General features: G+C 60.9%; 20 protein-coding genes and 4 pseudogenes. 9 read left to right on the forward strand and 15 right to left on the reverse strand.

The window, feature by feature from the left end; translation table 11 throughout:
* Nucleotides 1–129: 129 nt before the first annotated feature.
* From RW095_RS02650 to RW095_RS02660, 3 genes and pseudogenes are all read left to right on the forward strand, one after another.
* Entirely contained in the window at nucleotides 130–1566 is a 1437-nt protein-coding gene (locus tag RW095_RS02650; RefSeq protein ID WP_317016276.1) for an ISNCY family transposase, read from the forward strand.
* Nucleotides 1567–1819: 253 nt separating this feature from the next.
* Entirely contained in the window at nucleotides 1820–3247 is a 1428-nt protein-coding gene (locus RW095_RS02655) for an ISNCY family transposase (protein ID WP_317016278.1), read from the forward strand.
* Between the two features lie 322 nt (nucleotides 3248–3569).
* Nucleotides 3570–3905: pseudogene (locus RW095_RS02660) on the forward strand (IS110 family transposase); the annotation flags it as partial.
* A 70-nt stretch (nucleotides 3906–3975) separates the two neighbouring features.
* On the opposite strand, the gene RW095_RS02665 reads toward RW095_RS02660, so the two are convergent.
* From RW095_RS02665 to RW095_RS02725, 13 genes and pseudogenes are all read right to left on the reverse strand, one after another.
* Nucleotides 3976–4317, reverse strand: a complete 342-nt coding sequence (locus RW095_RS02665; protein WP_317016279.1) for a hypothetical protein — start codon at nucleotides 4315–4317, stop codon at nucleotides 3976–3978.
* Nucleotides 4318–4567: 250 nt separating this feature from the next.
* Nucleotides 4568–4849: a hypothetical protein gene (locus tag RW095_RS02670; protein WP_317016281.1), complete on the reverse strand. Its 282-nt coding sequence runs from the start codon at nucleotides 4847–4849 to the stop codon at nucleotides 4568–4570.
* 52 nt (nucleotides 4850–4901) lie between these two features.
* A complete protein-coding gene (locus RW095_RS02675) occupies nucleotides 4902–5297 on the reverse strand; it encodes a type II toxin-antitoxin system VapC family toxin (RefSeq protein WP_317016282.1) in 396 nt (131 codons plus the stop codon).
* Nucleotides 5294–5530: a type II toxin-antitoxin system Phd/YefM family antitoxin gene (locus RW095_RS02680; protein ID WP_317016283.1), complete on the reverse strand. Its 237-nt coding sequence runs from the start codon at nucleotides 5528–5530 to the stop codon at nucleotides 5294–5296. Before RW095_RS02680 ends, RW095_RS02675 begins: the two co-directional genes overlap by 4 nt.
* Nucleotides 5531–5794: 264 nt before the next feature.
* Nucleotides 5795–6134, reverse strand: a pseudogene (locus RW095_RS02685) (IS6 family transposase); the annotation flags it as partial.
* A gap of 301 nt (nucleotides 6135–6435) precedes the next feature.
* Complete coding sequence (locus RW095_RS02690) at nucleotides 6436–7470, reverse strand: IS110 family RNA-guided transposase (RefSeq protein ID WP_317015515.1); 1035 nt, start codon at nucleotides 7468–7470, stop codon at nucleotides 6436–6438.
* A gap of 792 nt (nucleotides 7471–8262) precedes the next feature.
* Nucleotides 8263–9498, reverse strand: a complete 1236-nt coding sequence (locus RW095_RS02695) for a M20 family metallo-hydrolase (RefSeq protein WP_317016285.1) — start codon at nucleotides 9496–9498, stop codon at nucleotides 8263–8265.
* Nucleotides 9495–10376 carry an alpha/beta fold hydrolase gene (locus tag RW095_RS02700; protein WP_317016286.1) on the reverse strand — a complete coding sequence of 294 codons (882 nt, stop codon included), beginning with the start codon at nucleotides 10374–10376 and terminating at the stop codon, nucleotides 9495–9497. The genes RW095_RS02695 and RW095_RS02700 overlap by 4 nt, the downstream gene beginning before the upstream one ends.
* Before the next feature lie 19 nt (nucleotides 10377–10395).
* The gene (locus RW095_RS02705; protein ID WP_317016287.1) at nucleotides 10396–11529 is read right to left on the reverse strand and encodes a pyridoxal phosphate-dependent aminotransferase; all 1134 of its coding nucleotides are present in this window, start codon (nucleotides 11527–11529) and stop codon (nucleotides 10396–10398) included.
* A gap of 13 nt (nucleotides 11530–11542) precedes the next feature.
* Entirely contained in the window at nucleotides 11543–12328 is a 786-nt protein-coding gene (locus RW095_RS02710) for a short-chain dehydrogenase/reductase (RefSeq protein ID WP_317016289.1), read from the reverse strand.
* A gap of 143 nt (nucleotides 12329–12471) precedes the next feature.
* Entirely contained in the window at nucleotides 12472–13788 is a 1317-nt protein-coding gene (locus RW095_RS02715) for an MFS transporter (RefSeq protein ID WP_317016290.1), read from the reverse strand.
* 196 nt (nucleotides 13789–13984) lie between these two features.
* Nucleotides 13985–14647, reverse strand: a complete 663-nt coding sequence (locus RW095_RS02720; RefSeq protein WP_317016291.1) for a GntR family transcriptional regulator — start codon at nucleotides 14645–14647, stop codon at nucleotides 13985–13987.
* An 85-nt stretch (nucleotides 14648–14732) separates the two neighbouring features.
* Nucleotides 14733–14965: pseudogene (locus RW095_RS02725) on the reverse strand (IS110 family transposase); the annotation flags it as partial.
* A gap of 376 nt (nucleotides 14966–15341) precedes the next feature.
* Between RW095_RS02725 and RW095_RS02730 the strand changes: the two are divergent.
* Both RW095_RS02730 and RW095_RS41185 read left to right on the forward strand, forming a co-directional pair.
* Nucleotides 15342–15539 (forward strand): hypothetical protein, encoded by a 198-nt coding sequence (locus tag RW095_RS02730; protein ID WP_317016293.1) that lies wholly within the window; start codon nucleotides 15342–15344, stop codon nucleotides 15537–15539.
* A 35-nt stretch (nucleotides 15540–15574) separates the two neighbouring features.
* Nucleotides 15575–15763, forward strand: coding sequence for a histidine kinase (locus RW095_RS41185; RefSeq protein ID WP_394365063.1), 189 nt, complete (start codon nucleotides 15575–15577; stop codon nucleotides 15761–15763).
* Nucleotides 15764–16199: 436 nt separating this feature from the next.
* Here the strand turns inward: RW095_RS41185 and RW095_RS02735 are convergent, their stop codons facing one another.
* A complete protein-coding gene (locus RW095_RS02735; RefSeq protein WP_317016294.1) occupies nucleotides 16200–16475 on the reverse strand; it encodes a hypothetical protein in 276 nt (91 codons plus the stop codon).
* Between the two features lie 213 nt (nucleotides 16476–16688).
* Here RW095_RS02735 and RW095_RS02740 point away from each other — a divergent pair, with 213 nt between their 5' ends.
* The 3 genes and pseudogenes from RW095_RS02740 to RW095_RS02750 all read left to right on the forward strand — a co-directional run.
* Entirely contained in the window at nucleotides 16689–17630 is a 942-nt protein-coding gene (locus tag RW095_RS02740; protein ID WP_317016295.1) for a tyrosine-type recombinase/integrase, read from the forward strand.
* Between the two features lie 99 nt (nucleotides 17631–17729).
* Nucleotides 17730–18032, forward strand: coding sequence for a hypothetical protein (locus RW095_RS02745; protein WP_317016296.1), 303 nt, complete (start codon nucleotides 17730–17732; stop codon nucleotides 18030–18032).
* A pseudogene (locus tag RW095_RS02750) lies at nucleotides 17986–18939 on the forward strand (transposase); the annotation flags it as partial. The gene RW095_RS02745 and the pseudogene RW095_RS02750, both read left to right, overlap by 47 nt.
* Nucleotides 18940–19249: 310 nt before the next feature.
* On the opposite strand, the gene RW095_RS02755 reads toward RW095_RS02750, so the two are convergent.
* Nucleotides 19250–20575 carry an ABC transporter substrate-binding protein gene (locus RW095_RS02755; RefSeq protein ID WP_394365064.1) on the reverse strand — a complete coding sequence of 442 codons (1326 nt, stop codon included), beginning with the start codon at nucleotides 20573–20575 and terminating at the stop codon, nucleotides 19250–19252.
* Nucleotides 20576–22069: 1494 nt separating this feature from the next.
* Between RW095_RS02755 and RW095_RS02760 the strand changes: the two genes are divergently transcribed.
* A complete protein-coding gene (locus tag RW095_RS02760; protein ID WP_317016299.1) occupies nucleotides 22070–22504 on the forward strand; it encodes a hypothetical protein in 435 nt (144 codons plus the stop codon).
* The last annotated feature ends 242 nt before the right edge of the window (nucleotides 22505–22746 follow it).

The raw sequence follows: 22746 nt of genomic DNA on the forward strand, positions 1-22746 counted from the left end.
CATAAAAGAAATTATCAACCAAATCGTTGTAGGAGCTTTTTAGTAATGTCCGGTTTGGGCTAATTAGAAATGTCCGGTTTGCCGCCCTCAGGCGCACGCTGTCCCGATGCGTTGACCCAGGGGGCAATCATGAATGGGCGTGGCCTGATCACGGCAACCATGCGCGAATTGGAACGAGTCAAGGTCATCGAGGCTGTCGTTGAAGGCCGTCTGCGGTGCTTTCAGGCAGCCGAGCGGCTGGATCTCTGTGAGCGTCAGATCAGCCGGCTGTGCCGGCGTTATGAGACCGAGGGTCCAGCCGGGCTGGTGTCGCGCAAGCGTGGCAAGCCGAGCAACCGCGAGTTGCCCATCAATCTGCGTGCACGGGCCATGGCACTCGTGCGTGAGCGCTACGCCGATTTCGGACCGACCCTCGCGTGCGAGAAGCTGGCCGAATGTCATGGCCTGGTGCTGGCGAAGGAAACTGTGCGGCGCTGGATGCGCGATGCCGGGCTGTGGGTGCCGCGCCGGCAACGGCCACCGAAGATCCACCAGCCGCGTGCCCGGCGCGCTTGCCTCGGCGAACTGGTGCAGATCGACGGCAGCGACCACCGCTGGTTCGAGGAGCGCGCGCCCGCCTGCACGCTGCTGGTGTATGTCGACGATGCGACCAGCCGCCTGATGGTGCTGCATTTCGCGGCCACGGAGTCGACCTTCAGCTATTTCGAGGCGACGCGCGCGTACCTCGAGCGCTACGGCAAGCCGGTGGCGTTCTACAGCGACCGGGCCAGCGTATTCCGGCCAACGTACAGCCGCAACGGCGCGCGGGGCGTCACGCAGTTCGGCCGCGCGATGTACGAGCTCAATATCGACACGTTCTGCGCGAACTCGAGCCCCGCCAAGGGGCGCGTCGAGCGCGCCAACCTGACGCTGCAGGACCGGCTCGTCAAGGAACTCAGGCTGCGCGGGATCAGCACACAGGAGGCCGCCAACGCCTGGGCGCCCGCCTTCATGGCCGCGTACAACGCGCGCTTTGCGAAGCCGCCCAGGAGCCCGTTCGATGCACACCGGCCGCTGCGCGCCGACGAGGATCTGGACGCGATCCTGACGTGGCGGGTGATGCGCAAGGTGTCGGAATCGTTGACGGTCCTGAATGACCTCATGATCTGGCTGCTCGACGATACGCCGGCCACCCGCCGGCTGATCGGCCGCTACATCGACGTATGGGAGTACCCGGACGGTCGCATCGAACTGCGGGCCGGTGGCGTGGCGCTGCCCTGTGTGCCGTACGACAAGCTCGCGGAGATCGACCAGGGGGCCGTCGTTGAGCACAAGCGGCTGGGTTATACGCTGCAGGTCGCGCAGGCCCTGCAGGCCCAACGCGATAATCGTCGTGTATCGGGCTCGCCGTCACGCACGAATCGCGGTGCGGCCGTACGCAAACTGACAGGCTCGCCGGGCACGAAGAAGCCGCGCGCATTCACGCAGACCGATCTGAATGAAACGATCCTGCAGCTCGCCACGCAACACACAAAACAGCCAAAGGCAGCATCAAAACCAGGCCGTCGGTCTGCAAGGGCACACTGAACGGACTGACACGCCCTGCCCGTTCATAAGCAGTCCTTCAACACTGTATGAGTTGAAACCCGTGAAAGACAGACTCCACACCAACCTCTGAGATCAGACATTTCTAATTAGCCCAGACCCCGACATTTAAAAAAAGCCTCGACATCGTGTGTAGAAGCAAAGTAGTAGTGTCGTACCTGAGCAAAGTACAGATGTCCTATCCCAAGGATCTGTAGCGCATGCTGGTGCGGTTTTCCCGCCTGTGGAGACCGCCATGACGCGCACCGGGACGATCACGATGAGCATGCAGGAGCTCGACCGGCTGAAGGTTATTGAGGCGGTTGCCGAGGCGCGGCTGATGACCTGGCGCGCTGCTGAACGGCTGGGTTTGAGCCGACGCCAGGTTGAGCGGCTTGTGATCCGCTACCGCGACGAAGGCGCCGCTGGGCTCATTTCGCAGCGGCGCGGCGCGCGCAGCAATCATCAATTGCCGCAGACGGTGCTTGACCGGGCGCTCGGACTGATCCACGAGTGCTACGCGGATTTCGGGCCGACGCTCGCGTGCGAGAAGCTGCGTGAATGCCATGGGCTGGTGCTGTCGAAGGAAACCGTGCGTCACCTGATGACGGACGCGGGCCTGTGGGTGCCGCGCAAACAGCGGCCGCCGAAGGTCTATCAGCCGCGTGCCCGACGGGCCTGTTTTGGCGAACTGGTGCAGATCGACGGCAGTGACCATCACTGGTCTGAAGAACGGGCACCGGCCTGCACGCTGCTGGTGTATGTCGACGATGCCACCAGCCGGATCATGGCGCTGCACTTCACGGCGACCGAATCGACTTTCAGCTACTTTGAGGCCACGCGTGCGTATCTCGAAAGGCATGGCAAGCCGGTGGCGTTCTACAGCGACCGCGCCAGCGTGTTCCATGTCAAGAAGCGCGCCGAGACGGCGGGCACAGGCGTCACGCAGTTCGGCCGCGCGATGTACGAGCTGAACATCGACACGTTCTGCGCCAACAGCAGCCCCGCCAAGGGGCGTGTCGAACGGGCTCACCTGACGCTGCAGGACCGCCTCGTGAAGGAACTGCGTTTGCGCGATATCAACACCATCGAAGCCGCGAACGCGTATGCCTGCGCTTTCATGGCCGCTTATAACGCGCGTTTCGCGAAGCTGCCCAGAAGCACGTACGATGCGCACCGGCCGCTGCGCGATGGCGAGACTCTCGACACGATCCTGACATGGCGGGTACAGCGCAAGGTGTCGGATGCGCTGACGCTGCTGAACGATCGCGTGATCTGGCTGCTCGACGATACGCCGGCGACCCGCAGGCTGATCGGCCGCTACATCGACGTGTGGGAATATCCGGACGGGCGCCTTGAGATCCGCGCGGACGGCGTCGTGCTGCCCTGTATGCCGTACGATAAGCTCGCGGAGATTGATCAGGGTGCCGTGGTCGAGCACAAGCGCCTCGGTCATGCGCTGCAGGTCGCGCAAGCCCTGCAGGCGCAGCGCGACCACCGCCGGATCTCGGGCTCGCCATCACGTACGAATCGCGGTGCGGCGGTACGCAAACCCAAACCCTCGCCCGGCACGAAGAAGCAACGCGCATTCACACGAGCCGACCTGAACCAGGCAATCGTGCAGATCGCGCAGCAGTCGAAGACGCCTTCAACACCTGGCAAACGGTCTGCACGCACTCGCTGAACGGACTGACACGCCCTGCCCGTTCACACGCGGTCCTTCAACGCTACGTGAGATTCAAACCGTTAAAGACAGAGACAACCCCAACGTCAAACCCAACCCCAACGTCAAACCCAACCCCGGATACGACATTTCTACTTTGCTGTCGCTACGACATTTCAGAATGGCCTCGACAATCAGTGTCTCCGCTAAGTTCAAATGTCGTACCGCAAGCTAAATAGATGGAATGGTCGCCTCCCGCCTTTAGGGCCGTCCGATGCAGCAGGCTTGCGCCCCGAGCGTGAGACATTGGAGGTTCGGCAGTCCTGCCGTCAAGGAGAACCTGATGGAACCCACGACCATTGCCATCGATCTGGCCAAGCACGTTTTCCAGATTCACTATGTCGAGCCTGAGTCTTGCGCGATTCACAGCAAGGTACTCAAACGCGCCCAGCTCGTGCCGTTCTTCGCCAACCGGCCTGCGAGCCGTGTTGTCATGGAGGCCTGTGGCAGCGGGCATCACTGGGCCCGCGTCCTGGTGCGGCTTGGCCACGACGTGCGGCTCATCGCTGCCCAGTTCGTGCGGCCGTTCGTGAAGTCGAACAAGAACGACGCGGCCGACGCTGCGGCGATCTGGGAAGCGGCCCAGCGTCCCGGCATGCGGTTCGTGGCCGTCAAAACCGCATGATCGCGCCCGGAAGAATCGAGCGCTTCGCCAGCGCTTTGAGGCTTCGGAATATTTCATCCATTTGCTAGTCCTTGTTTTCGTGTGCCTTCGTAGCTCCGCCCGCACGGTAGTTGGACGCGTCGAACTCGTGTCTTTCCAACGCGCCATCTGCATCGAAACATCCGATGCGGCTCAACTTCCCACTCTCAAAATCGAGGACATAGGCGTGCTCCGCATCATTGATTGCCACGCTTCCGTTGTAGCGGAGGTCGCCGTCCTCGCCACAAACCAGTCGCCCATCCTCGGTCACGACGCAAAAGCGCATCCGGTATCCAAGATGCGCCAGATCCTTGGTCTCGTAGTCGCCGTTCTGAACGCAACCATCGGGCATTCGGTACGGGCATGTGACAAGGCTGATAAGTGACATAGTTTCTACGTGGTCAATCGTTATGCCGTGACGGCAGGTATTTACGTTCGATGGCACGCTCCAACAAGACGCCGCCGACCACCACCGCTACAGCTACCGGCACGCCAACCCACCACGACAAGCCCGTGTCTCGACATGTCCACAGAATTGCAAGAGCAGCCGCGCATCCCGCCAGAGACAGGAGCACCGTCCATCCTGGCAAAACGCGAACGATGTATGCGGCGGATCTCATTGTTCTCGTTTTCCGTTGTCAGCTGCCCGAGCGTTTCGCGCTCTCGATAGCGCGCTCGGCAAGTCGGTCGGCTAACTCGTTAGCGAAGCGTTTAGCGTCAATGTTCACTTGCTCGTTGCCAAGGAAACTGGCGACATACCCGGCGGCCGCGCCTTCCTCTGTCGGCGACGCAATCAGCGCGATCGAGGAGCCGTGGGTCGAATGACCGATTTGCATGTCCCACGACACGCCGATCGCCTTGAGCTTATCGGCGGCTTCGCGCAGAATCGACATGGCTGGTTCGATTTCTACAATGTTCACTATGTTTTCCTGTCTGTTTATCGACGCACGTGCGCCGACCTTGAATCTACTGTCACCAGATGGTTTTAACGTGCGCGTAGGCGCGGATTTTTTCGTCTTTGGTCACAAGCGGCACGGCGAACTTGCGGGCGGTCGCGACAATCATCCGGTCAGCCGGGTCCTTGTGAAATTCGCCCGGTAGCTCAACGGACTTGACTGCAATTTCAGGATCGACGGGGATAAGGTGCACTGTCTCGATGGCCTGTACCGTGGCGAGCCAGCTACCCACGTCCATCGAAAGAACAAGTTTCTCGCGCTCGACAAGCATCGCAATTTCCCACGCCGAGATTGCCGAAACGAGAATTTTCCCGCCGTTAAGTTCTCGATTAATCGCTGCCTTCGCCTTCGTGCTCAATGCCGGATCACCCGTAACCCACCATACCAAAGCGTGCGTATCCAGGACGATCACTGAGCCGCCTCCCATTCACCCTCAGCAACTGGCTCGGTCGGATTCTCGTACCGCACAACCGACCCCCGCAGCACGTCCAGCGGATTGCGCTCCATGCTCCGATAGGTCCGCACTTCTAGCGCTGGCTTGCCGTGGTCGGTGACGACGACACTTTCGCCCGACGCCTCAATCTGACGGAAGAATTCAAGCGCCTTCGCCTTGAATTCGGACTTCGATACATGATTGCGTTCCATCGTTTCGCCTATGGTCATTGCCTATAGTCACGTAGCATAGCAGAAAAATGACTACATCAAGCGGTCATTTGAGGATTGGCTATCGGCATGCCTCACGCACACGCCTCATAGCACGTCGCAGAACATCTGCGGTTCTGTCGCGATAACGGTTAACGGGCAAGCCTGATTGATAAGATCAGGACGACTTACATCACCAGTAAATAGAACTGTTCGGCGGCTGACGGGCGGATGCCTTTTTCCAACCGCATCTGCCCTTTGCGAATCATATAAATACTTCCACTGACCCCGCACCGTGATATAGGTTTCGTCCATCCTCCAGTTCCTGCCAACCGGACGTTTGCGTTTGCGAAAGGCCTTTTCGAACAGCGGCACGAGCTTGATCACCCAGCGATGCACGCTCGAATGATCCACCTCGATGCCGCGCTCGGCCATCATCTCTTCCAGGTTACGCAGGCTCAGCGAATACGCCACATACCAGCGCACGCACAGCAGGATCACGTCCAGCGGGAAATGCAGCCCGTTTTAAAACTTTGGCGACGCCCGGCGCCAACGCCTTTCGCGAAATCCGTTCCTTACTCACCGGCGCTTCTGGCAGATTTTTCATCAGAAAATCTTAACCCATCTCGTTATCGCGACATGTATGGACCCGACGCCTTTTGCAAGCTTCCTGTTCACGATGTCAAAACGGTCTGCACACATGTATCCGGCTTGCCGGTGGGCGATTGCCGAAGCATGCCCGCAGCCTTGATGAGATCCGCGCACCCCGTCCTTAACAGAACCGCGGCTTGCCGCGAGCGACAGCCGTCGCAATAAACAGGTTTCGGAGTGCTGGTTCAACCAGTTTCGTCATCGTTTCGCAGAAGCTTCGCAAACCAGGGTGAGTGACGGCGCATGTAAATCTGGAGTTAGTCAGCTATGCTGGCAATACCTCGGGAAACGTAGCTGGCATCGCTGCTGAGTAGTGCCTGGATAACTCGCGCGTTATGATTGGCCAGCGCGACCGCTGTGCAGTTATATCCTCGTCGTGCTATGAGCTGCTGCAGCCACACGCTGTGCATGTCGGTTTTGGACTTCACGAACCGCAGCACCGCTCGCGCGCCGTGAATGAGCAATGTGCGCAGGTAGGTGTCACCGCGCCGGCTAATGTGACACAGCCGCGACTTGCCTCCGGAAGAATACTGCCGCGGCACGAGGCCCAGCCAGGCAGCCAGATGCCGACCATTGCGGAACTGTCTGGCGTCGCCGACTGCTGCGACGATGGCCGTCGCTGAAATCGGGCCGATGCCGGGTATCTGGGCGATCTTGCGGCAGAGCGCCGATCGCTTCATGAACGATTGGATAGATACCTCGATGAAGTGGATGCGTTCTTCGACCGCGCGCAGGTGCTCAAGGAGTTCGGTCAGCAGTGTTTGGCAAAACGGGGTGAGCTCGTCGGCGCTGTTACGCAGCAGTTCCGGGACCGCACGCTTGAATGCTTCCGGTGACCGCGAGATCGCAAGACCGCGTTCGCCAAGAAGGCCGCGCATCTGGTTGATCAGCGCGGTACGGTGGCGCAGCAGGATGGCACGCATGCGATGCGCCGCCTGGATGTCCTGCTGCTCGACGGATTTAACCGGCACGAAGCGCATGGTGGGCCGGCTGGCGGCCTCGACGATCGCCTCGGCATCGTTGCGATCGTTCTTGTTGGTCTTGACGAACGGTGTGACGTACTGGGGGCTGATCAGCCGGACTTCTGTTCCCATTGACTGGAAGCGCCGTGCCCAGTGGTGAGCAGTGCTGCAGGCTTCCATGACGACCAGTCTCGGCTTGAGCGTACGCACGCATTCAGCCAGCGAGCCACGCGAAACCTTTGCCCGATGTACGGCCCGTCCGCGGCGATCGGCCCCGTGAAGCTGGAAGACCTCTTTCGCGAGATCGATACCGAGAATGTCGATTTCCATGATGAACCTCCACACGTCAAGTTGACGTCCGTCAGTGTCTCCCGAAGGGAGGCGTCGGGTCCATCTCAGTAGAACCGGCATTCGAAGCCTCGATAGAATCCTCCGCGCCAAACGCAAGTTACAAGGTCGGGAAAGATTTCAATTTCGATAACTACTACAAGGGCAGAACCGTGGTTGACGACGTAACCGCGTACGTGTGGTGATGACGCCGTCCGTAGGACGACAGTGCTTGGAAAAAACATTCATCGGATGTCGTCCGGGACGGACGGGCGCCCACCGCGCAATTCCACCGCTCTGCGACCGGACGAATGAGATTCCGGCCGCGCAGGCGTTGATTGAATCGCTCGGGCTACAGGGGCGGGTCTTGACAATGGACGCGTTGCACACTTAACTTGGCCTTAGCGGGTTGCCCCTGCCGCGCTGACGGTGCATATTGGACGCCGTCACAGCACCCCAGAAAGCTTGAAATCCTGCCCTTTCAAAATTTGGAAGCGCCGACTTGCGCCGATGAGGTCGTCTTGCGCGTTCGAGCGCGGCCTGAGACGCGATAGGGCAACGGCGCTGTATCGTGCTTAGATGTCCGTTGACAACGGGAGCCGCCTTCTAAATGTCCGCGCGACACTTCGGATGAAGGTCCCTTCATAGCCGTCTGCCGTCCAAGACCATTACCCATCACATTCGAATCGGGCGCGCCTGTGACTCTGCTCGAGCGTCGGCGAGCCGAGCTTACCGATATCCGTCCGACCCGGCTCGCTGCCGCACGACTCGAAGCTAACGTGCGCCCCGCGACCGCTATGCCGCAAGCTCGCCTAACACATCCGCGAGTACTCTTGCGCCCGCCGCCAGATCAGACGACGACGTGTATTCGGATTCGCAGTGAGTGAGGCCGAGATGCGACGGCACGAAAATCATCGCGGATGGGCACACGTAATGGAGATAGCGAGCGTCGTGACCCGCCGTCGAGAGAATGTCCCGATACGGCAAATCCAGACGCGACGCCGCATGGCGTATCAGCGCGCGCATCGGTTCGGGAAACTCGAGCGACATCGCGGACGACAGCTCCGTCACGCGCACCTCGCACACCCCCGCGTGCGCCTCGCAGATCGGCGCGATCCGGTCGCCCAGCGCGCGCAACACGCCGGAGTCCGGATGACGCAAGTCGATGGAAAAATCGACCGCGCTCGGCACGACGGACGGAGCGCTCGGCTTCACGTCGAAGCGCCCGACCGTGAATTTCACGATGTCCTCGTCGTCGTGCATCTCGTCGGCGAGCGCCTGCACCATCGCGATGGCGGCGAGCAGCGCATCCTTGCGCTCGGCGCGCGTCGATGTGCCGGCGTGCGCTGCCTCGCCGTCCACACGAACCTTGAACGTGCGCTTGCCCTGAATGCCGGTCACCACGCCGATCGTAAGCCCCTCGTTCTCCAGATGCGGACCTTGCTCGATGTGCGCCTCGACATACGCCGACACACGTTCTCTCAGCATGCGTTCGGGCACGTCGCTCAGGCTCTCGCGCACCTCGGCGAGCGCCTGCTTCACGCTCACATCGTGCCTGTCGACGACGGCGAGCGTGGCATCGAGTGCGCGAGCGCCGGCAAACACGGCCGAGCCCATCATGCCCGGCGCGAAGCGCGATCCTTCCTCGTTCATCCACGCGACGATATCGATCGATACGCGCGGTTTCACGCCCGATGCGATGATCGCTTCCACGGCTTCCAGCGCCGCCAGCACACCGAACACGCCGTCGAACTTGCCGCCGGTCGGCTGGCTGTCCAGATGCGAGCCGGACAGCACGGGCGGCGCGCCCGTGTCCGCGCCTTCCAGCCGCAGAAACAGATTGCCGATGGCATCGATCGACGGTTTCAGGCCGAGCGCCTCGCCCCACTGCACGAGCTGGCGCTGCGCCGCCGCGTCTTCCGGCGACAGCGCCTGACGATTCACGCCGCCGTTCCCGGTCGCGCCGATACGCGCCATCGCCGCGAGCCGTTGCGCAAGGCGCTTTTCATCGACGTACGCACTGGCGCTCATGACGTCTTCATGATTTGTGCGGGCACGGCGCGCGGATCGCGCGGCAGCCAGCGGTTCTGTTCGACCATCGCGAGAAATTCGGCGATGTGCTGATTAAAGAGCGCCGGCTCTTCGAGATTCAGCGTGTGGCCCGTCTTCGGCATGACGACGAGTCCACTCGCGGGCACCGTGCGCTTCAGGAAGATGCCGGGCTGCAGACAGTGATCGTCCTCATCGCCGACTACGACGAGCGTGGGCACCGTCATCGCTTTCAGGCGCGCGTCGAGGTCGTAGATCGACGGACGTCGCGCCTGCACGCCGCGCATCGTGAGCGCGGAACCGCGCGCCGAATGTTCGCCGAGCATCGTCGCGAATTCGAGCCAGCCGCGCGGGTCCTTTACCTGAAACGCAATGCGCGATGCCGCGAGCGAATACGTCTTCGCGAACTGCGGCGCGCCTTGCGCTTCGAACTGCTTCGCGACTTCGAGCGACACTTCGCGGAAGTAATCCTCGAACTCCTTTTCCGCGCCGTAGCCCGCGCCCGCGACCACCAGCGAGCGCGCGCGATCCGCGTAGTCGAGGCCGAAATGCAGCGTCGCGAATCCGCCCATCGACAGGCCGACGACATGCGCGCGATCGATCTTCAGCGCGTCGAGCACATCGCGGATATCGCGCGCGGCGATGGCCTGCGAATACTGCTCGATGTCGTCGGGCACGTCGGACGGCGGGTATCCGCGCGCCGCGAACGCGATGCATCGATAGCGCCGGCTGAAGTAGCGCATCTGCGGCTCCCAGCTGCGCAGGTCGCCGCCGAATTCGTGCACGAACACGATCGGCGTGCCCTCGCCCGCTTCCTCGTAATACAGCTTCAGTCCATCCGATGTCGTCAGATACGGCATGTCCAGTCCTCGTCGAAAGTCAGAATTGATTCGCGGGTTCCTTTATCGAACGCGCGCGCTCGACCATCGACGGCAGCAGCTCGCAGAAGCGGTCCGCCCACGCTTCCGGCACCGTCAGGCTCACCTTGACGAAGCGATGTCCGAACTGCTTCGTGTGATACGCGCCCTGACGGATCATCACGCGCTCCTGTTGAAACGCTTCGACGAGCGCTTCGGGCGTGATGCCCGCGCCGATGGTTTCCACCACGAGTAGGTTCGCCTGCGACGGAAACACCGGCACGCTCAGTCCTTCGACGTTCTTCGCCGCTTCGACGACAGCCGCCTGATTGCGTCGCTGGCGCCGGTTGATCTCCGGAAACCATTCGCCCTTGGTGCGCAATCCCGCGATGGCCGCGCGCTGCGACAACACGTTGCTGCCGAGATTGTTCGGCGGCGCGGACGCGAATCGCTCGATCAGATCGGGATGCGCGATCACCGCGCCCAGCCGCATGCCCGCGAGACCGAGCCACTTCGAAAAGCTGTACGTGACGATGGTCTTCTCGGGATAGAAGCGATACGCCGGCGTGAAGCTGTCCGCGAACTGAAAGTACGTCGCGTCATGAATGAAATACGCGCCGACCGAACGCGCGATCTCCGCGAATTCGCGAATCTCGTCTTCGGTATGGCAGGTGCCGAGCGGATTGTTCGGATCGACGAGATAGATTACGCCCGTGTTTTCGTTCACCGCCGCGCGCAGTTGCGCGGGCGTGAGCTTGTAGTTCTGTTCCGGCGAATAGATCGGCAGTTCGATCACGCGCGAACCGGCACGCGCGGCGAACTGCATCGGCCACGCCCAGCTCGGATTCGTCGTGACGAAGTCCTTGCCCGCTTCGCAGATGTTGCGGCACACGTTGTATAGCGCTTCGACGGCGCCGTCCGTAATCATCACGGATGCATCGGGAAGACCGATGTCATCGCGAATCAATCGACGCAGTTCCTCGAAGCCGAGCGGCGGCGCGTACGCGTGATACTCGCCGCCGTCGAGCGCGTCGATCACGGCCTGGCGCACGGCCGGATGCGGCTCGAAGTGGTTGGTGTTCTGACCGAGCCACATCAGCCCTTCGCTGTTGCAGAGGCGGTCGAAATAGGCGTTGCGTTCCTCGAATCGGCGCATGTCGGTCGCTCCTTCAGATGATCGAGCGGCGCGATGCGATGCCGCCGTCGATGGTGACGACCGTGCCCGTGATATACGCCGCGCGCTCCGACGCGAGCCACACGATCAGATCGGCGACTTCCTCGGCCTTCGCCGCGCGCTTGCCCGGATACTTGTCGAAGAGTTCCTCCCAGCGGCTCTCGTCGCTGTACCAGTCGAGCGCGCGCCGCTTCATGAGCTTGACCATGCGATCGGTCGCGACCGGCCCCGGATTCACGCCGACCACGCGGATGCCGTCGTCCAGCGCCCAGCCGCCGATCGCGCGCGTGAAGGCCATCATGGCGGCGTTTCCGGTCGACCCGATGATGTAGTTCGCGTCCCAGTTTTCGCCCGAATTGCCGATGTCGTTGACGATCACGCCGCTGCCGCGCTGTTTCATCGATGCATACAGTTCGCGCGTCAGCGTCACGTAGGAAAAGATCTTCATGTCGAGGCTCGCGCGCCATTGCTCGTCGGTCATCTTGTCGAGCGGGCCGGGACTGGAGTCGGCGGCGTTGTTCACGAGGATGTCGGCGTTCGAGCATGCGCGCGCGAGGTCGATGGCATTCTGCGTGACGGACAGATCTGTCGCGTACACGTGCACGCGCGTGCCGTGCCGGGTCGCGATTTCATCCTGCGCGCGATGCAGCGCGTCGGGGGAGCGCGCCGCGAGGTGCAGTTCCTCGATACCCTCCGCGGCGAACGCCCATGCCGTCGCCAGTCCGATGCCCTTCGACGCGCCTGTAATCAGCGCCGACTTGCCCTTGAAGTTCAGTTCCATGTGCCCGTCCTTGTGTATTCATACAGCCGTTGTGCGAATACAAAGACTACCACTTGCAAATACATAAACGCCATAGAAAGCAAAAAAAATGGCATGCGTGGCGGCATGCCGTTTCCGTCGAACACGATGAGATTGCGATCGAATCAGCGATTCACGAGCTTGGCCGGTATCAACAGGATCATGGCCGCGCCGACCACCAGCACGCCGCCGGAGACATACATCGCGACCACGGATGTGTGCGTGAGGTCGCGCAGCCAGCCGATCAGATACGGACTGACGAATCCGGCGAGACCGGCGAACGCGTTGATCGCCGCGATGCCCGCCGCCGCGCCAGTTCCCGCGAGAATCGCGGACGGCAGCGCCCAGAACAGCGGCCCTGGCGTCAGCACGCCCGCCGCCGCGAGCGACAAGCCAATGAGCGCCAGCGGCACGTTGGACCCCGATGATGCCGTAATCGCGTAGCCGGCCGCGCCGATCAGCATGGGCACGATCAGATGCCAGCGGCGCTCGCCGGTGCGGTCCGAGTTGCGCCCGAACGAGACCATCGCGATGGCGCCGACCACGAACGGAATGGCCGACAGCACGCCGATTTTCAGCGCGCCCGACACGCCGGACGCCTTGATGAGCGTGGGCATCCAGAACGTCAGACCATACTGGCCCATGATCACGCAGAAGTAGATCAGCGCCATCAGCAGCATGCGCGGATCGCGGAACACCTGGCCGACGGTTTCGGAAATGCGCGCGTGGCGATCTTCGGGGGTGTCGAGCGCATCGGTGATCAGACGGGCTTCTTCACGCGTGAGCCAGCTCGCATCGGACGGACGGTTTTTCAGATAGAAGAACGCCGCGATACCGAGCGCAAGCGACGGCACCGCTTCGATGAGAAACAGCCAGCGCCAGCCGGGATGCCCGTGCGTACCGTTGAACGCCTCCAGAATCCAGCCCGACAACGGTCCGCCAATGATGCCCGCGAGCGGAATGCCGACCATGAAAATGGCAAGCACATGCGAGCGACGGCTGGAGGGATACCACTGCATCAGATACAACACGACGCCCGGATAGAAACCCGCTTCGGCCGAACCGAGCAGAAACCGCAGCACGTAGAACTGCGTCGGCGTCTGCACGAAGAAGAACGCGCCGGAAATGAGCGCCCACGTCACCATGATCCGCGCGATCCACGCCTTCGCGCCGACGCGCTGCATCATCAGATTACTGGGCACCTCGAAGAGGAAATAGCCGATGAAGAACACGCCCGCGCCCAGTCCGTAGAGGGTTTCGCTGAATTGCAGGTCGCTCAGCATCTGCAGCTTCGCAAAGCCGATATTCACGCGGTCGAGATACGCGGCCACGTAGCAGAGGATCAGGAAAGGGATGAGCCGCAGCGTGACCTTCCGGTACATGCGGTCCTCGATTTTCTGCGTTTGCTCTACGTCGCTCGCGGCATGCAGCGTGTCGCTCATCGCCTGCTCCTTGTGTTGGCATCGGCCGGTGTCGTCCGTGAAAACCCGGCTGTTTGTATTTTCAGTCGGATTGTTTGTATCCAAATAATACCGATTCAAAATACATAGCAAGGAGATTTTCAAAAAAACCGGTGCGCGCGGGCACGCGCCACGCTGGCCGCGAGCGCGGCCGACCGTTCAGGCGGATGAAGCGCGCCTATTCGGTGACTTCGGCGGGTTCAGGGAACAGGGCGATGAAGTCGAGCATCTGCTCGCCGAGCAGATTGACGTGCGCGGACATGGCCTTGGCGGCCGTGTCGCCGTCGCCGCGCTCGATGGCGGCGATCACCTGTTCGTGTTCGTCGACCGTATCGAGACGGCGCCGTACCTTTCGCGTGACCATCTTGCGATAGATCGACACGCGGTTGCGCAGGCCGCGCGTCTGATCCGCGAGGAATTCGTTCTGGCTCGCCTCATAGACGAGTTCGTGAAAGCGACGATTGATCTCGTAGAAGCTGTCGACGTTGTCGGCATCGAGCGCGCCGCGCAGTTCGACCTGCGTGTCGCGCAGCCGCGCGATTTGCTGCGGGGTTGCGCGGCGCGCGGCGAGGCGCGCGCACAGGCCTTCGAGTTCGGCCATGACCTGAAACATTTCGAGCAGCTTGCGCGCCGACAGCGCAGCGACCATTGCCGGCTGGCGCGGGCGCATGGTGACGAGCGCTTCGGACGCCAATTGGCGCAGCGCTTCCCGAATCGGCGTGCGCGAGCATTCGAAGCGCTCCGAGAGTTCCGTTTCCTCCAGCCGCGAGCCGGGCGGCAGACGGCCCGAAAGAATTTCGCTTTCTAGTGTCGTCAGGATTTCATCCGCTCGCGTGGTCATGTGTACCTCCCGGCCCGTACTTGTATTTTCTAAGACGACGATTGTCGCATTAGTCGGGGGTCAGCGTTGCATGAGGAAGGAGGATCATCAACTCGCCGTATTCGGTCAACAGACCTCGCAGGCTATTCATCTGCATGGTGCGAAACTTGATTCTTTGCTGCCGCAACCGATGCAGTGCGAGGACAGCCTGCTCGCCATCCAAATCGCGCGGGGCATCACCAAGATCGTTCTTGTTCCCGTGTTGAATGCCTTGACGAACACCTCCCCGGTGTTGGGGTCGACCCAATGAAGCTGGAACACGTACTTCGCGATATCCACATCGACCGTCGTCTACTTCATTTGGACCCTCCGGTTTGCCTGTGAAAATCATCAATGATCCTCCATCTTGGCACTCTGGTGCCGTCGGCCCGCGAGGGTCCGCCTCCTTTGACGCGTCCCGCCCGGTGCGTGGGGGCGTCCATTGCATTTGTCGCCCTGCGCCTGTCAACACGGGTCGCGCTGACAGATACCGAGCAGGAAGGCTTTCTGCTCGGGATCAGCATCCCAAGGAACAAATCTACAAAATGGCTTCTTCGCTCGGCACCGCCTTTGGTGTGGCGGTCGCCGCTGCGATCTTCACCGCACTCGAGACACCCACGCCCTCCTGCCTCTTGCTGTCGCAAGCACGGCCGACAAAATCAGGTTTGCAGCAGCGGTGGCGTTGTGGTTCAACGTGGCACTGGTTGTCTTCGCGACGTGTGCCATCCGCTTCGCAGCCGGGAAGCCGGGCGACGATACCAAGCTCGATGCGGCGGCGTTTCAGAAGATGATCCGCTTTAACGAGGCAATCGACCAGATGCTCGCGGAGGCGGTCCGGCAATTTGCGAAGAATGTTGAGCCGATCTGCAATTGACGGGCGAACTCGCCGGTATTCTGGACGGTGCCCGTATGAACCGGTTGATCGTCGATCTGCTAAACAATGCAGTCCAACATGGCTCCGGGGCCGTCCGCCTGGAAGCTGAGGGTGACGGTGCGCAGATAATTCTTTCAGTCTTCAATGGCGGTGCGCCGATACCGGCAAGTGCTCTCCCAACGATCTTTGATCCATTGACGTGCGGAGGTCCGTCACCCGGTTAGAAGAAGCCATCGTCTGGGATTGGCCTTGGCCTGTACATCTGCCGGTGCATTGCGCGTGCCCATGACGGATCGATTGGGGTTCGATCTGATCAGAATGAGACGGTATTCACGGTGGAGATTCCTCGTTTCCTCGCGCCACCGTCTGTCAGGTTAACGGGCGGTTGAGCAGTTAGGCGGAGGGCTCTTGTATCCGAATAGCGGACCATTGAAGGAAAGTCGGTCAACGTCAGCAGTGGGTCGACTGCTGCCTTATCCTGCGAATGCCGCTCGTTCCGCAATGAGAATGCGACGGACAGTCGCGTATCGCCCTTCAGTAGCCGCGACCGCTTATGCGTGAGATGACCGAGTTGGTTTGAGCGGCGGCCAGTTCCGCCCGCAGGTCTGCCCATCTGGCGAATAACGTAGGATCTGGCGTCAGAAAAAGCGGCCGCGTTGTTCAGCCGGCGACATGGGCGCCGTTCCATTGCGTCTCAAAGATGCGCAGATCCTCGTCGTCGCTCACGCCCGCGTTCACCAGATCATCGAAGGACTCGAGGTTGAACAGTTTGAGCTCGTCCTGATGGATACCCGAGACCAGCGATATAGCCGAGCAGAGCAAGCGCCGCGCTTCCTCGCGGCTCGCGCACAGCGCGAACGCGTCGACAATTCCCTCGGGTGTCTGCCACATCATCCGGTAAAGCAGCTTGCGGCACTGCTGTGATAGCTCGCTCATAGAGGCCTCGTCCTTCTGGCGCCCCGCCGCGCCTTGACATTGAGTCGCGGTATGTACGATAGGCCGCAGATGCCTTTCTCGCCAAATGTCAGCAGATGAATTATCGTCTTCCCTCGCCTACCCCGCAGCGCCCCCACGCCCTTGATGGCCGGGTTTCGGCGAAGCGCGAGCTTCGTTACCATGGGGAAAGCGCCACTTCAGTATATACATTTTATGAATGCAGACCTGTGGCGGTCCGATCCGGAAACGGCCTACGCTGAATGGCAGCACGCGGAAGCCACCGGCGCGGACCCGCGGGCGTTTGCGGAGCGCTCCATCGTTCAGCACTGCTCGATGTTCGCTCGATTTCATCGCTACCTGACAAGCCACGGTGTCACGGTCGCCGAGTTCGGCACCGACCACATCGACGGCTTCTTCGCCGATCTGGATCGCGACTGCGCGCCCGGCACATCGACCCGCCTGCGCTACCTCAAACTGCTGGACCGGCTCTCGCGCCACCTGTCCCTGCTTGGCCTGCGCACCGACAACCCGGCCGCAACCCTGCTTCCTCAGGAGCACTGGCCGGAAGACGAGCCGATGCCGGTTTTCCTGTGGCCGGATGAGGATGCGCGATTGCAGGAGCTTTGCCGCGTAGTGGATTTTGAGTCGTTCAAGGAGATGCGCAACCGCGCGATCGTCGCGATGCTGCTAGGCACCGGCGTCAGCGCCGCAGAACTGACCGCGCTCACCGTCGATGACCTTGAGGTAGGCGCACGGCCCAGCGTGTTCGTCAGGAAACGCGGGCCGCGCATAGCGCGCCGCGTGCCCGTTGACGCATTCGCGGTTGAAGTGCTGCGCGCCTACGGGAAGGCGCGTATCGGGCTGCCCGTCAGCGATGGACTGCTTTTCATGGCGACGGCTGGGGGGAAGCCGATGAAGCCCGCCACGCTTGGGCAGTGTGTGCGCGCGGCACTGCGGCTCGTCGAAGCGGCGGCCACTGACGAGAGTCCGCGACTGCTTCGCAACACGTACGGACGCAGGCATCTGCTGGAAGGCAAGACCAACGAACAGGTAAGCAACCTGTTGGGCCTCTCCAGCCACAGAACGGCCACGCGGTTACGCGAAACCATCGTGGACCCCGGCGATGACGACGATCAGACGGGGGCCACAGTCTAGCTCTCGCGCGTTCCGCCGCCGCCTTGACTTTGGCGAGCGACGCGTAGCCTGGTAAGTGAGCCGTACACGGAGTGCGGCCACACTTACGGGGCCTCAGCCATGATCTACAAAAGCGCTTTCCGGGACATCATCTACCCGGCGCAGAACCGGGAGCCGCGCGCCACGCGCTACCGCATCGTGCTGGCGAAAACTTCGCGACTCGTGCGCGCGATCGTTCATCTTGTCGCTGATGAGCCGGCGCAGCCAGAAAGCACCGACCTTCCCACGGCTATCGACGTGATCCTGAACCGAATCATCGACGGAGAACTGAGGGGCGTGCGGCACGACTGCATCCGGGTTGTGGTTCAGACCGGCGCGCAACTCACCGACTATCCCATCACCTATAACGCGCTGGAGAATTGAAGGGCTCGGGACTGCAGACCGGACTCAATCCGATGTTGCCGAGGCGAAGACGAGTCGGATCAGCGACAAGATCAGCAAGCTCAGGCAGCAGATGCAGGACCTCAAGGCGATGGAGCAGCGATTGCGCGAGTCGCCAGATGGACAGGTTTCCCTGATCGATCCAGACGCACGCTCAATGGCCACCAGCGGTCGGGGAACGGGAATGGTTGGCTATAACGTTCAGACGGCCGTTGATGACACGCATCATCTGATCGTCGCACACGAGGTCACCAACGTCGGCAACGATCGCAGCCAGTTGACGAACATGGCCAGCCAGGCACGGGCGGCTACCGGCATCAAGGATCTGACTGTTGTTGCCGACAGGGGCTACTTCAAGAGCGAAGAAGTCCTGCAATGTCATGAGGCGGGCATTACGACCTTCGTTCCCAAACCGTTGACTTCGGGCAAGAACGCTGACGGATATTTCGGCAAGCAGGATTTCATCTACATCGCCGAAGATAACGAATATCTTTGCCCGGCCCAGCAGCGGCTGAACTGGCGTTTCACAAACATCGAGCACGGCATGACGCTGCATTGCTATTCGAGCTCGGCCTGTTCTACCTGCACCATCAGAAAACAATGCACATCAGGCAAGCAGGCTCGCCGGATAAAGCGTTGGGAACATGAGGCCGTCGTCGAAGCGATGCAGCAACGGCTCGACCATAAGCCGGAAATGATGCGCGTACGCCGTCAGACCGTCGAGCACCCGTTTGGCACGCTGAAATTCTGGATGGGCGCGGCGCACTTCCTTATGAAAACACGCGAGCATGTCAGCACCGAGATGAGCCTTCATGTCCTTGCATACAACCTCAGGCGCGTCATGGCGATCCTCGGCACGGCGGCGATGATGCAAAAGATGCGAGCGTGAGGATAGGCTCGCACCACGGCGGTCGCGCCGGGGCGCATTACGGCGCCTGAGTACCCCTTCCTCTCACAAAGAAGGCAAGGCGCCCATAACCGTTTGCAAAGCCCACATTGGGCCGCTGACGCCTGCGCTCATCGCGTGAAGTCGTCATTGGGTCCGCCTTGCGTTTTTACACGACCTGGACCCATCAGCGACGTTCGTCGTGCGCACGAGCCAAAGGCTGTTCCCCTAGGCATTGCGGCCTTTCAGGCAATGCCCGGTCGTTGAGCGGAAGCGGGCCTGCTCGTCCACTGCATACGACAAGTTCTGGGTCTTACTTTTGATAACCCGCCTGCTTCACAGCGCGATCAGCGGCGGAGTTGCCCGCTTTCAGCGCTTCATCCACACTGATTTGCCCGGCAACGACGCCCGAGATTGCTTGGCCGACAACGGTTCCGAAAGACTGGAACTCAGGGATGGCAACAAACTGAATGCCAACGTATGGCACCTTCTTGAGCGACGGATCATTCGGATCCGCGGATTCGATCGCTTTCAATACAAAAGAGCCAAATGGAACGGCCCGCTTGTACTCGGGACGTGCGAAAGTCGACTTCCTGTTCGGCGGAACGGATGCCCAACCCTCGTCCTTTCCAGCCATTTCGATGTACTGTTTAGAGGTTGCCCAAGCGGCAAATTTCTTCGCGGCATCCTGTGACTTTGACGTTTTGGGTATCGCGAGCGACCACGACCACAGCCAACGCGATCCCTTCGGCGTCACTGCGACCGGTGCGGCAGCGAAGCCTATCTTGTCCGCCACGTTTGACTGCGCTTTGTTGTAGAGCGTGCCAGCGGCGGCCGTCGCGTCGATCCACATCGCGCACTTGCCGGACGACATCAACGTCAGGTTCTCGTTGAAGCCGTTCGAGCTCGCTCCGGGCGGCCCGTCATTCTTCAACAGGTTGGCATAGAAGCCGATCGCCTTGCGCCACTCCGGCGTATCGATCTGCGCTTTCCAGTTCTCATCGAACCAGCGTCCACCAAAGGTGTTCACCACTGTCGATACGTATGCCATGTTTTCGCCCCAACCCGCCTTTCCGCGCAGACAGATGCCATACTGACCCTTGGCCTTATCCGTAAGGATGTCTGCAAATTGCTTGACCTGCTCGTAAGTCGGCTGATCCGGCATATTGAGCCCGGCTGCCTGAAACAGGTCCTTCCGATAATAGGTCATCGAACTCTCGACATAGAAAGGCAGCCCGTACAGTTGACCATCGTAGGAAAGACCATCGCGAGCGGTTTTTACGACGTCGTCGAGATCGTAATCGGCCGGCAGATTGGTCATTGGCACCAGCCAGCCGCGCTTGCCCCACTGCGGCGCTTCGTAAGTACCGATTGCAATCACATCGAACTGGCCGCTGTCAGTGGTGATGTCAGTCGTCGCACGCTGACGAAGTGCGTTTTCCTCGAGGATTACCCAATTCAGTTTGATGTCCGGGTTCGCACCCTCGAAGCTCGCGGAGAGCTTTTTGAGTTCAAGCATGGCCGGACCGTTGAAAGTCGCGATGGTGACATTTGCCGCGCTGGCGATTTGTGCCCCGCAAACCGTGAGAACAGCAAGCGCAACCTTGCGAACGATCGCACGAAACGTTGAGCTTTTCATCTTCATCTCGGTTCGTTTTCGGCTTCGGCGAACACCGAATGCGAAGGTAGCGAGGACGCTTCTGCGGTCGCGCCCTGACGAAACGGCTGGCGGCCGACTGCGGCAACGCGCATGATGGTCCGGCTTAAACGCACCGCGAAACCCTAGATCGGCTGAGTCGAAGAACCAGTCTGAGGGACGCGCTCCGGCCGCCAACGGCACGCAGAAAGGACGTAATTCTGATTGTATATTTTTGACAGCCTAATGAAAGCAAAAAGTAGCGTCATTGCGCGCGAAGCGCTTATAGACCTCAGAGAAATTCCCGCTGCGGGCTTCCCGTTCGTACATCGTGCGGCTGTCCCTGTCTGCTGTCCGCTCTCGGTGTCTTAGCCGGCGTTCGAACGGCCCTCTCAACAGTCGCTGCCATGGCTGAAGATGGCCGAGAGGTGTCCGTTGGCGGCAGCGTTCGTGGCGCCGTTTCCGCGGCTCATCACTCACCCAAGGGTGTTTATGGTTTATGTACTATCCTTCGCGGTGTGCGCGAGGTGCCAAAATGCGCACGCACTTCCCGTAACGAGGTGCCGCCACACCGACCGTATGGGCCCGCTCTGCACCCCCTTTGCTTAGCCGCAAGCCCGCGAATCGAAGGCGGTTACGCTTGAAAGTAGGATGCCCAATCCCATTTTCCTTTCGTGAACCAGCGTATCCGTCCCCCCTTGCCGCCTGAATGGCCCTTTCCGCCGAGTCGCGATGTCGCTGGTCGCACCTTCGGCGATCTTGTCGCGCTTCAATACCGCGGCGCTGACGTGTGGCTCTGGAAGTGCCGGTGCGGCGGCCACGTGACCGCCGGGCTGGATGCGGTGGAGCGCGGCCGAACGCGGGATTGCGGCTGCCGTGAGCAGCGTCGTGTGTGGCGGTCCCGACCGGACTCACCTGCGCTGCGGGGCGGCGAGGTGTTCGGCCAGTTGACGACGGATCGGTACGCTGGCGATGGTTTGTGGGTTTGCCGGTGCGACTGCGGTGGTGAGGCGACAGTGAGTGCCGGGCGCTTGCGATTGGGCCGGGCGCGTTCGTGCGGCGGCTGCTTTGGCGCTTCGACCGACTGAGCGGCACAGCACGCTCGGTTTGGTCATGGCGTGAGCTGCCTGTTCATCCGAGGTTCCCACGCGGTGGTGGCGGCTCTGAAGTGTCTACATAGTTCCCTGGAAGCTGTCTGCAATGTCTTGGTGTTAGCCCCGGCAAGTCTGCTCCATCTCGAGCGGCCCGCTACCGACCCGAAAGCGACGGTGGGCCACCATGGTCGAACGACCGTTATGCAATTGTCGAACTCTGTCACCGAGAGAAGCTTCGGCCTAAATGGTTTTGTGCCGGCTCAGTTGGGTGTACCTTCGGGACGGGTTGCAACCGTCGGCGGGCGAGCTGGATGTGGTTACAAACAGACCTTGTTAAAAGCCTCGCCTTGACAAAGGTGAGTCGAACAATCGCCTTCCTTGGCCCTCGATCTTGGAGTTTCCGGTGAGAAAGTACATCGGCGATCAAAAGCGAACTGTGCTGATAGACGATGGCGAGTTGTGCGAGCCAGGTCCGGAAGACATAGCAGCCAGAAGCGCAATATTTAACGCTTATCGCACCGAAATCGACAAGCGCCATCTTTCAAACGCTGAGAACTTCGATAAAGCGATTCTGACCTACGCAAACGCGGGCTTAGGTCTTTCGATCGCTATTTTTAAAGATGCGCTCACTCGCACCGACTGCACAGGGCGGTTACTGCTTGAGAGTTCTTGGGGAGGATTTACGTTGCCAATCGTGTTCGTGATCGCCTCATTCCTGCTTTCACAGCGAGCCCTGCTGGACCAGATAGCTCTCGCCGAAGGCTACCTTCTTCGCTTTGACGACAAGTGCAATCGACCGAGCGGTTGGCGGAGGGCCACCAACGGATTGCGACGGTGACAAACCGGGCATGTGAAGTAGAGTCCTTCGTCATCCATATTTGGCTCGGCGACCTCCAGCGTCGTCAGCATCCGACAGCCGTTGCATACCCACATGGCGACCTCCCGCGCGTGAGCTTCCTTTCATAGTTCACGCTGGCTGCAGATGAGAAGCGGCATCTAAACGCTTTGCTCCGCGGGTTGGCGCTTCTCTCACCGGGCTTGTGCTGATTTGCCATTTGGGCTCTCCTGTTGTTCGAGGTG

The sequence above is a fragment of the Paraburkholderia kirstenboschensis genome (assembly GCF_032806925.1).
Taxonomy (GTDB): Bacteria; Pseudomonadota; Gammaproteobacteria; order Burkholderiales; family Burkholderiaceae; genus Paraburkholderia; species Paraburkholderia kirstenboschensis.

Bases quoted from the DNA above. Each gene is read 5' to 3' on its own strand.
- RW095_RS02650 (WP_317016276.1), top strand. From the start codon at position 130: ATGAATGGGCGTGGCCTGATCACGGCAACCATGCGCGAATTGGAACGA.
- RW095_RS02655 (WP_317016278.1), top strand. From the start codon at position 1,820: ATGACGCGCACCGGGACGATCACGATGAGCATGCAGGAGCTCGACCGG.
- RW095_RS02665 (WP_317016279.1), bottom strand. From the start codon at position 4,317: ATGTCACTTATCAGCCTTGTCACATGCCCGTACCGAATGCCCGATGGT.
- RW095_RS02680 (WP_317016283.1), bottom strand. From the start codon at position 5,530: ATGGAACGCAATCATGTATCGAAGTCCGAATTCAAGGCGAAGGCGCTT.
- RW095_RS02690 (WP_317015515.1), bottom strand. From the start codon at position 7,470: ATGGAAATCGACATTCTCGGTATCGATCTCGCGAAAGAGGTCTTCCAG.
- RW095_RS02695 (WP_317016285.1), bottom strand. From the start codon at position 9,498: ATGAGCGCCAGTGCGTACGTCGATGAAAAGCGCCTTGCGCAACGGCTC.
- RW095_RS02700 (WP_317016286.1), bottom strand. From the start codon at position 10,376: ATGCCGTATCTGACGACATCGGATGGACTGAAGCTGTATTACGAGGAA.
- RW095_RS02705 (WP_317016287.1), bottom strand. From the start codon at position 11,529: ATGCGCCGATTCGAGGAACGCAACGCCTATTTCGACCGCCTCTGCAAC.
- RW095_RS02710 (WP_317016289.1), bottom strand. From the start codon at position 12,328: ATGGAACTGAACTTCAAGGGCAAGTCGGCGCTGATTACAGGCGCGTCG.
- RW095_RS02715 (WP_317016290.1), bottom strand. From the start codon at position 13,788: ATGAGCGACACGCTGCATGCCGCGAGCGACGTAGAGCAAACGCAGAAA.
- RW095_RS02720 (WP_317016291.1), bottom strand. From the start codon at position 14,647: ATGACCACGCGAGCGGATGAAATCCTGACGACACTAGAAAGCGAAATT.
- RW095_RS41185 (WP_394365063.1), top strand. From the start codon at position 15,575: ATGAACCGGTTGATCGTCGATCTGCTAAACAATGCAGTCCAACATGGC.
- RW095_RS02735 (WP_317016294.1), bottom strand. From the start codon at position 16,475: ATGAGCGAGCTATCACAGCAGTGCCGCAAGCTGCTTTACCGGATGATG.
- RW095_RS02740 (WP_317016295.1), top strand. From the start codon at position 16,689: ATGAATGCAGACCTGTGGCGGTCCGATCCGGAAACGGCCTACGCTGAA.
- RW095_RS02745 (WP_317016296.1), top strand. From the start codon at position 17,730: ATGATCTACAAAAGCGCTTTCCGGGACATCATCTACCCGGCGCAGAAC.
- RW095_RS02755 (WP_394365064.1), bottom strand. From the start codon at position 20,575: ATGAAAAGCTCAACGTTTCGTGCGATCGTTCGCAAGGTTGCGCTTGCT.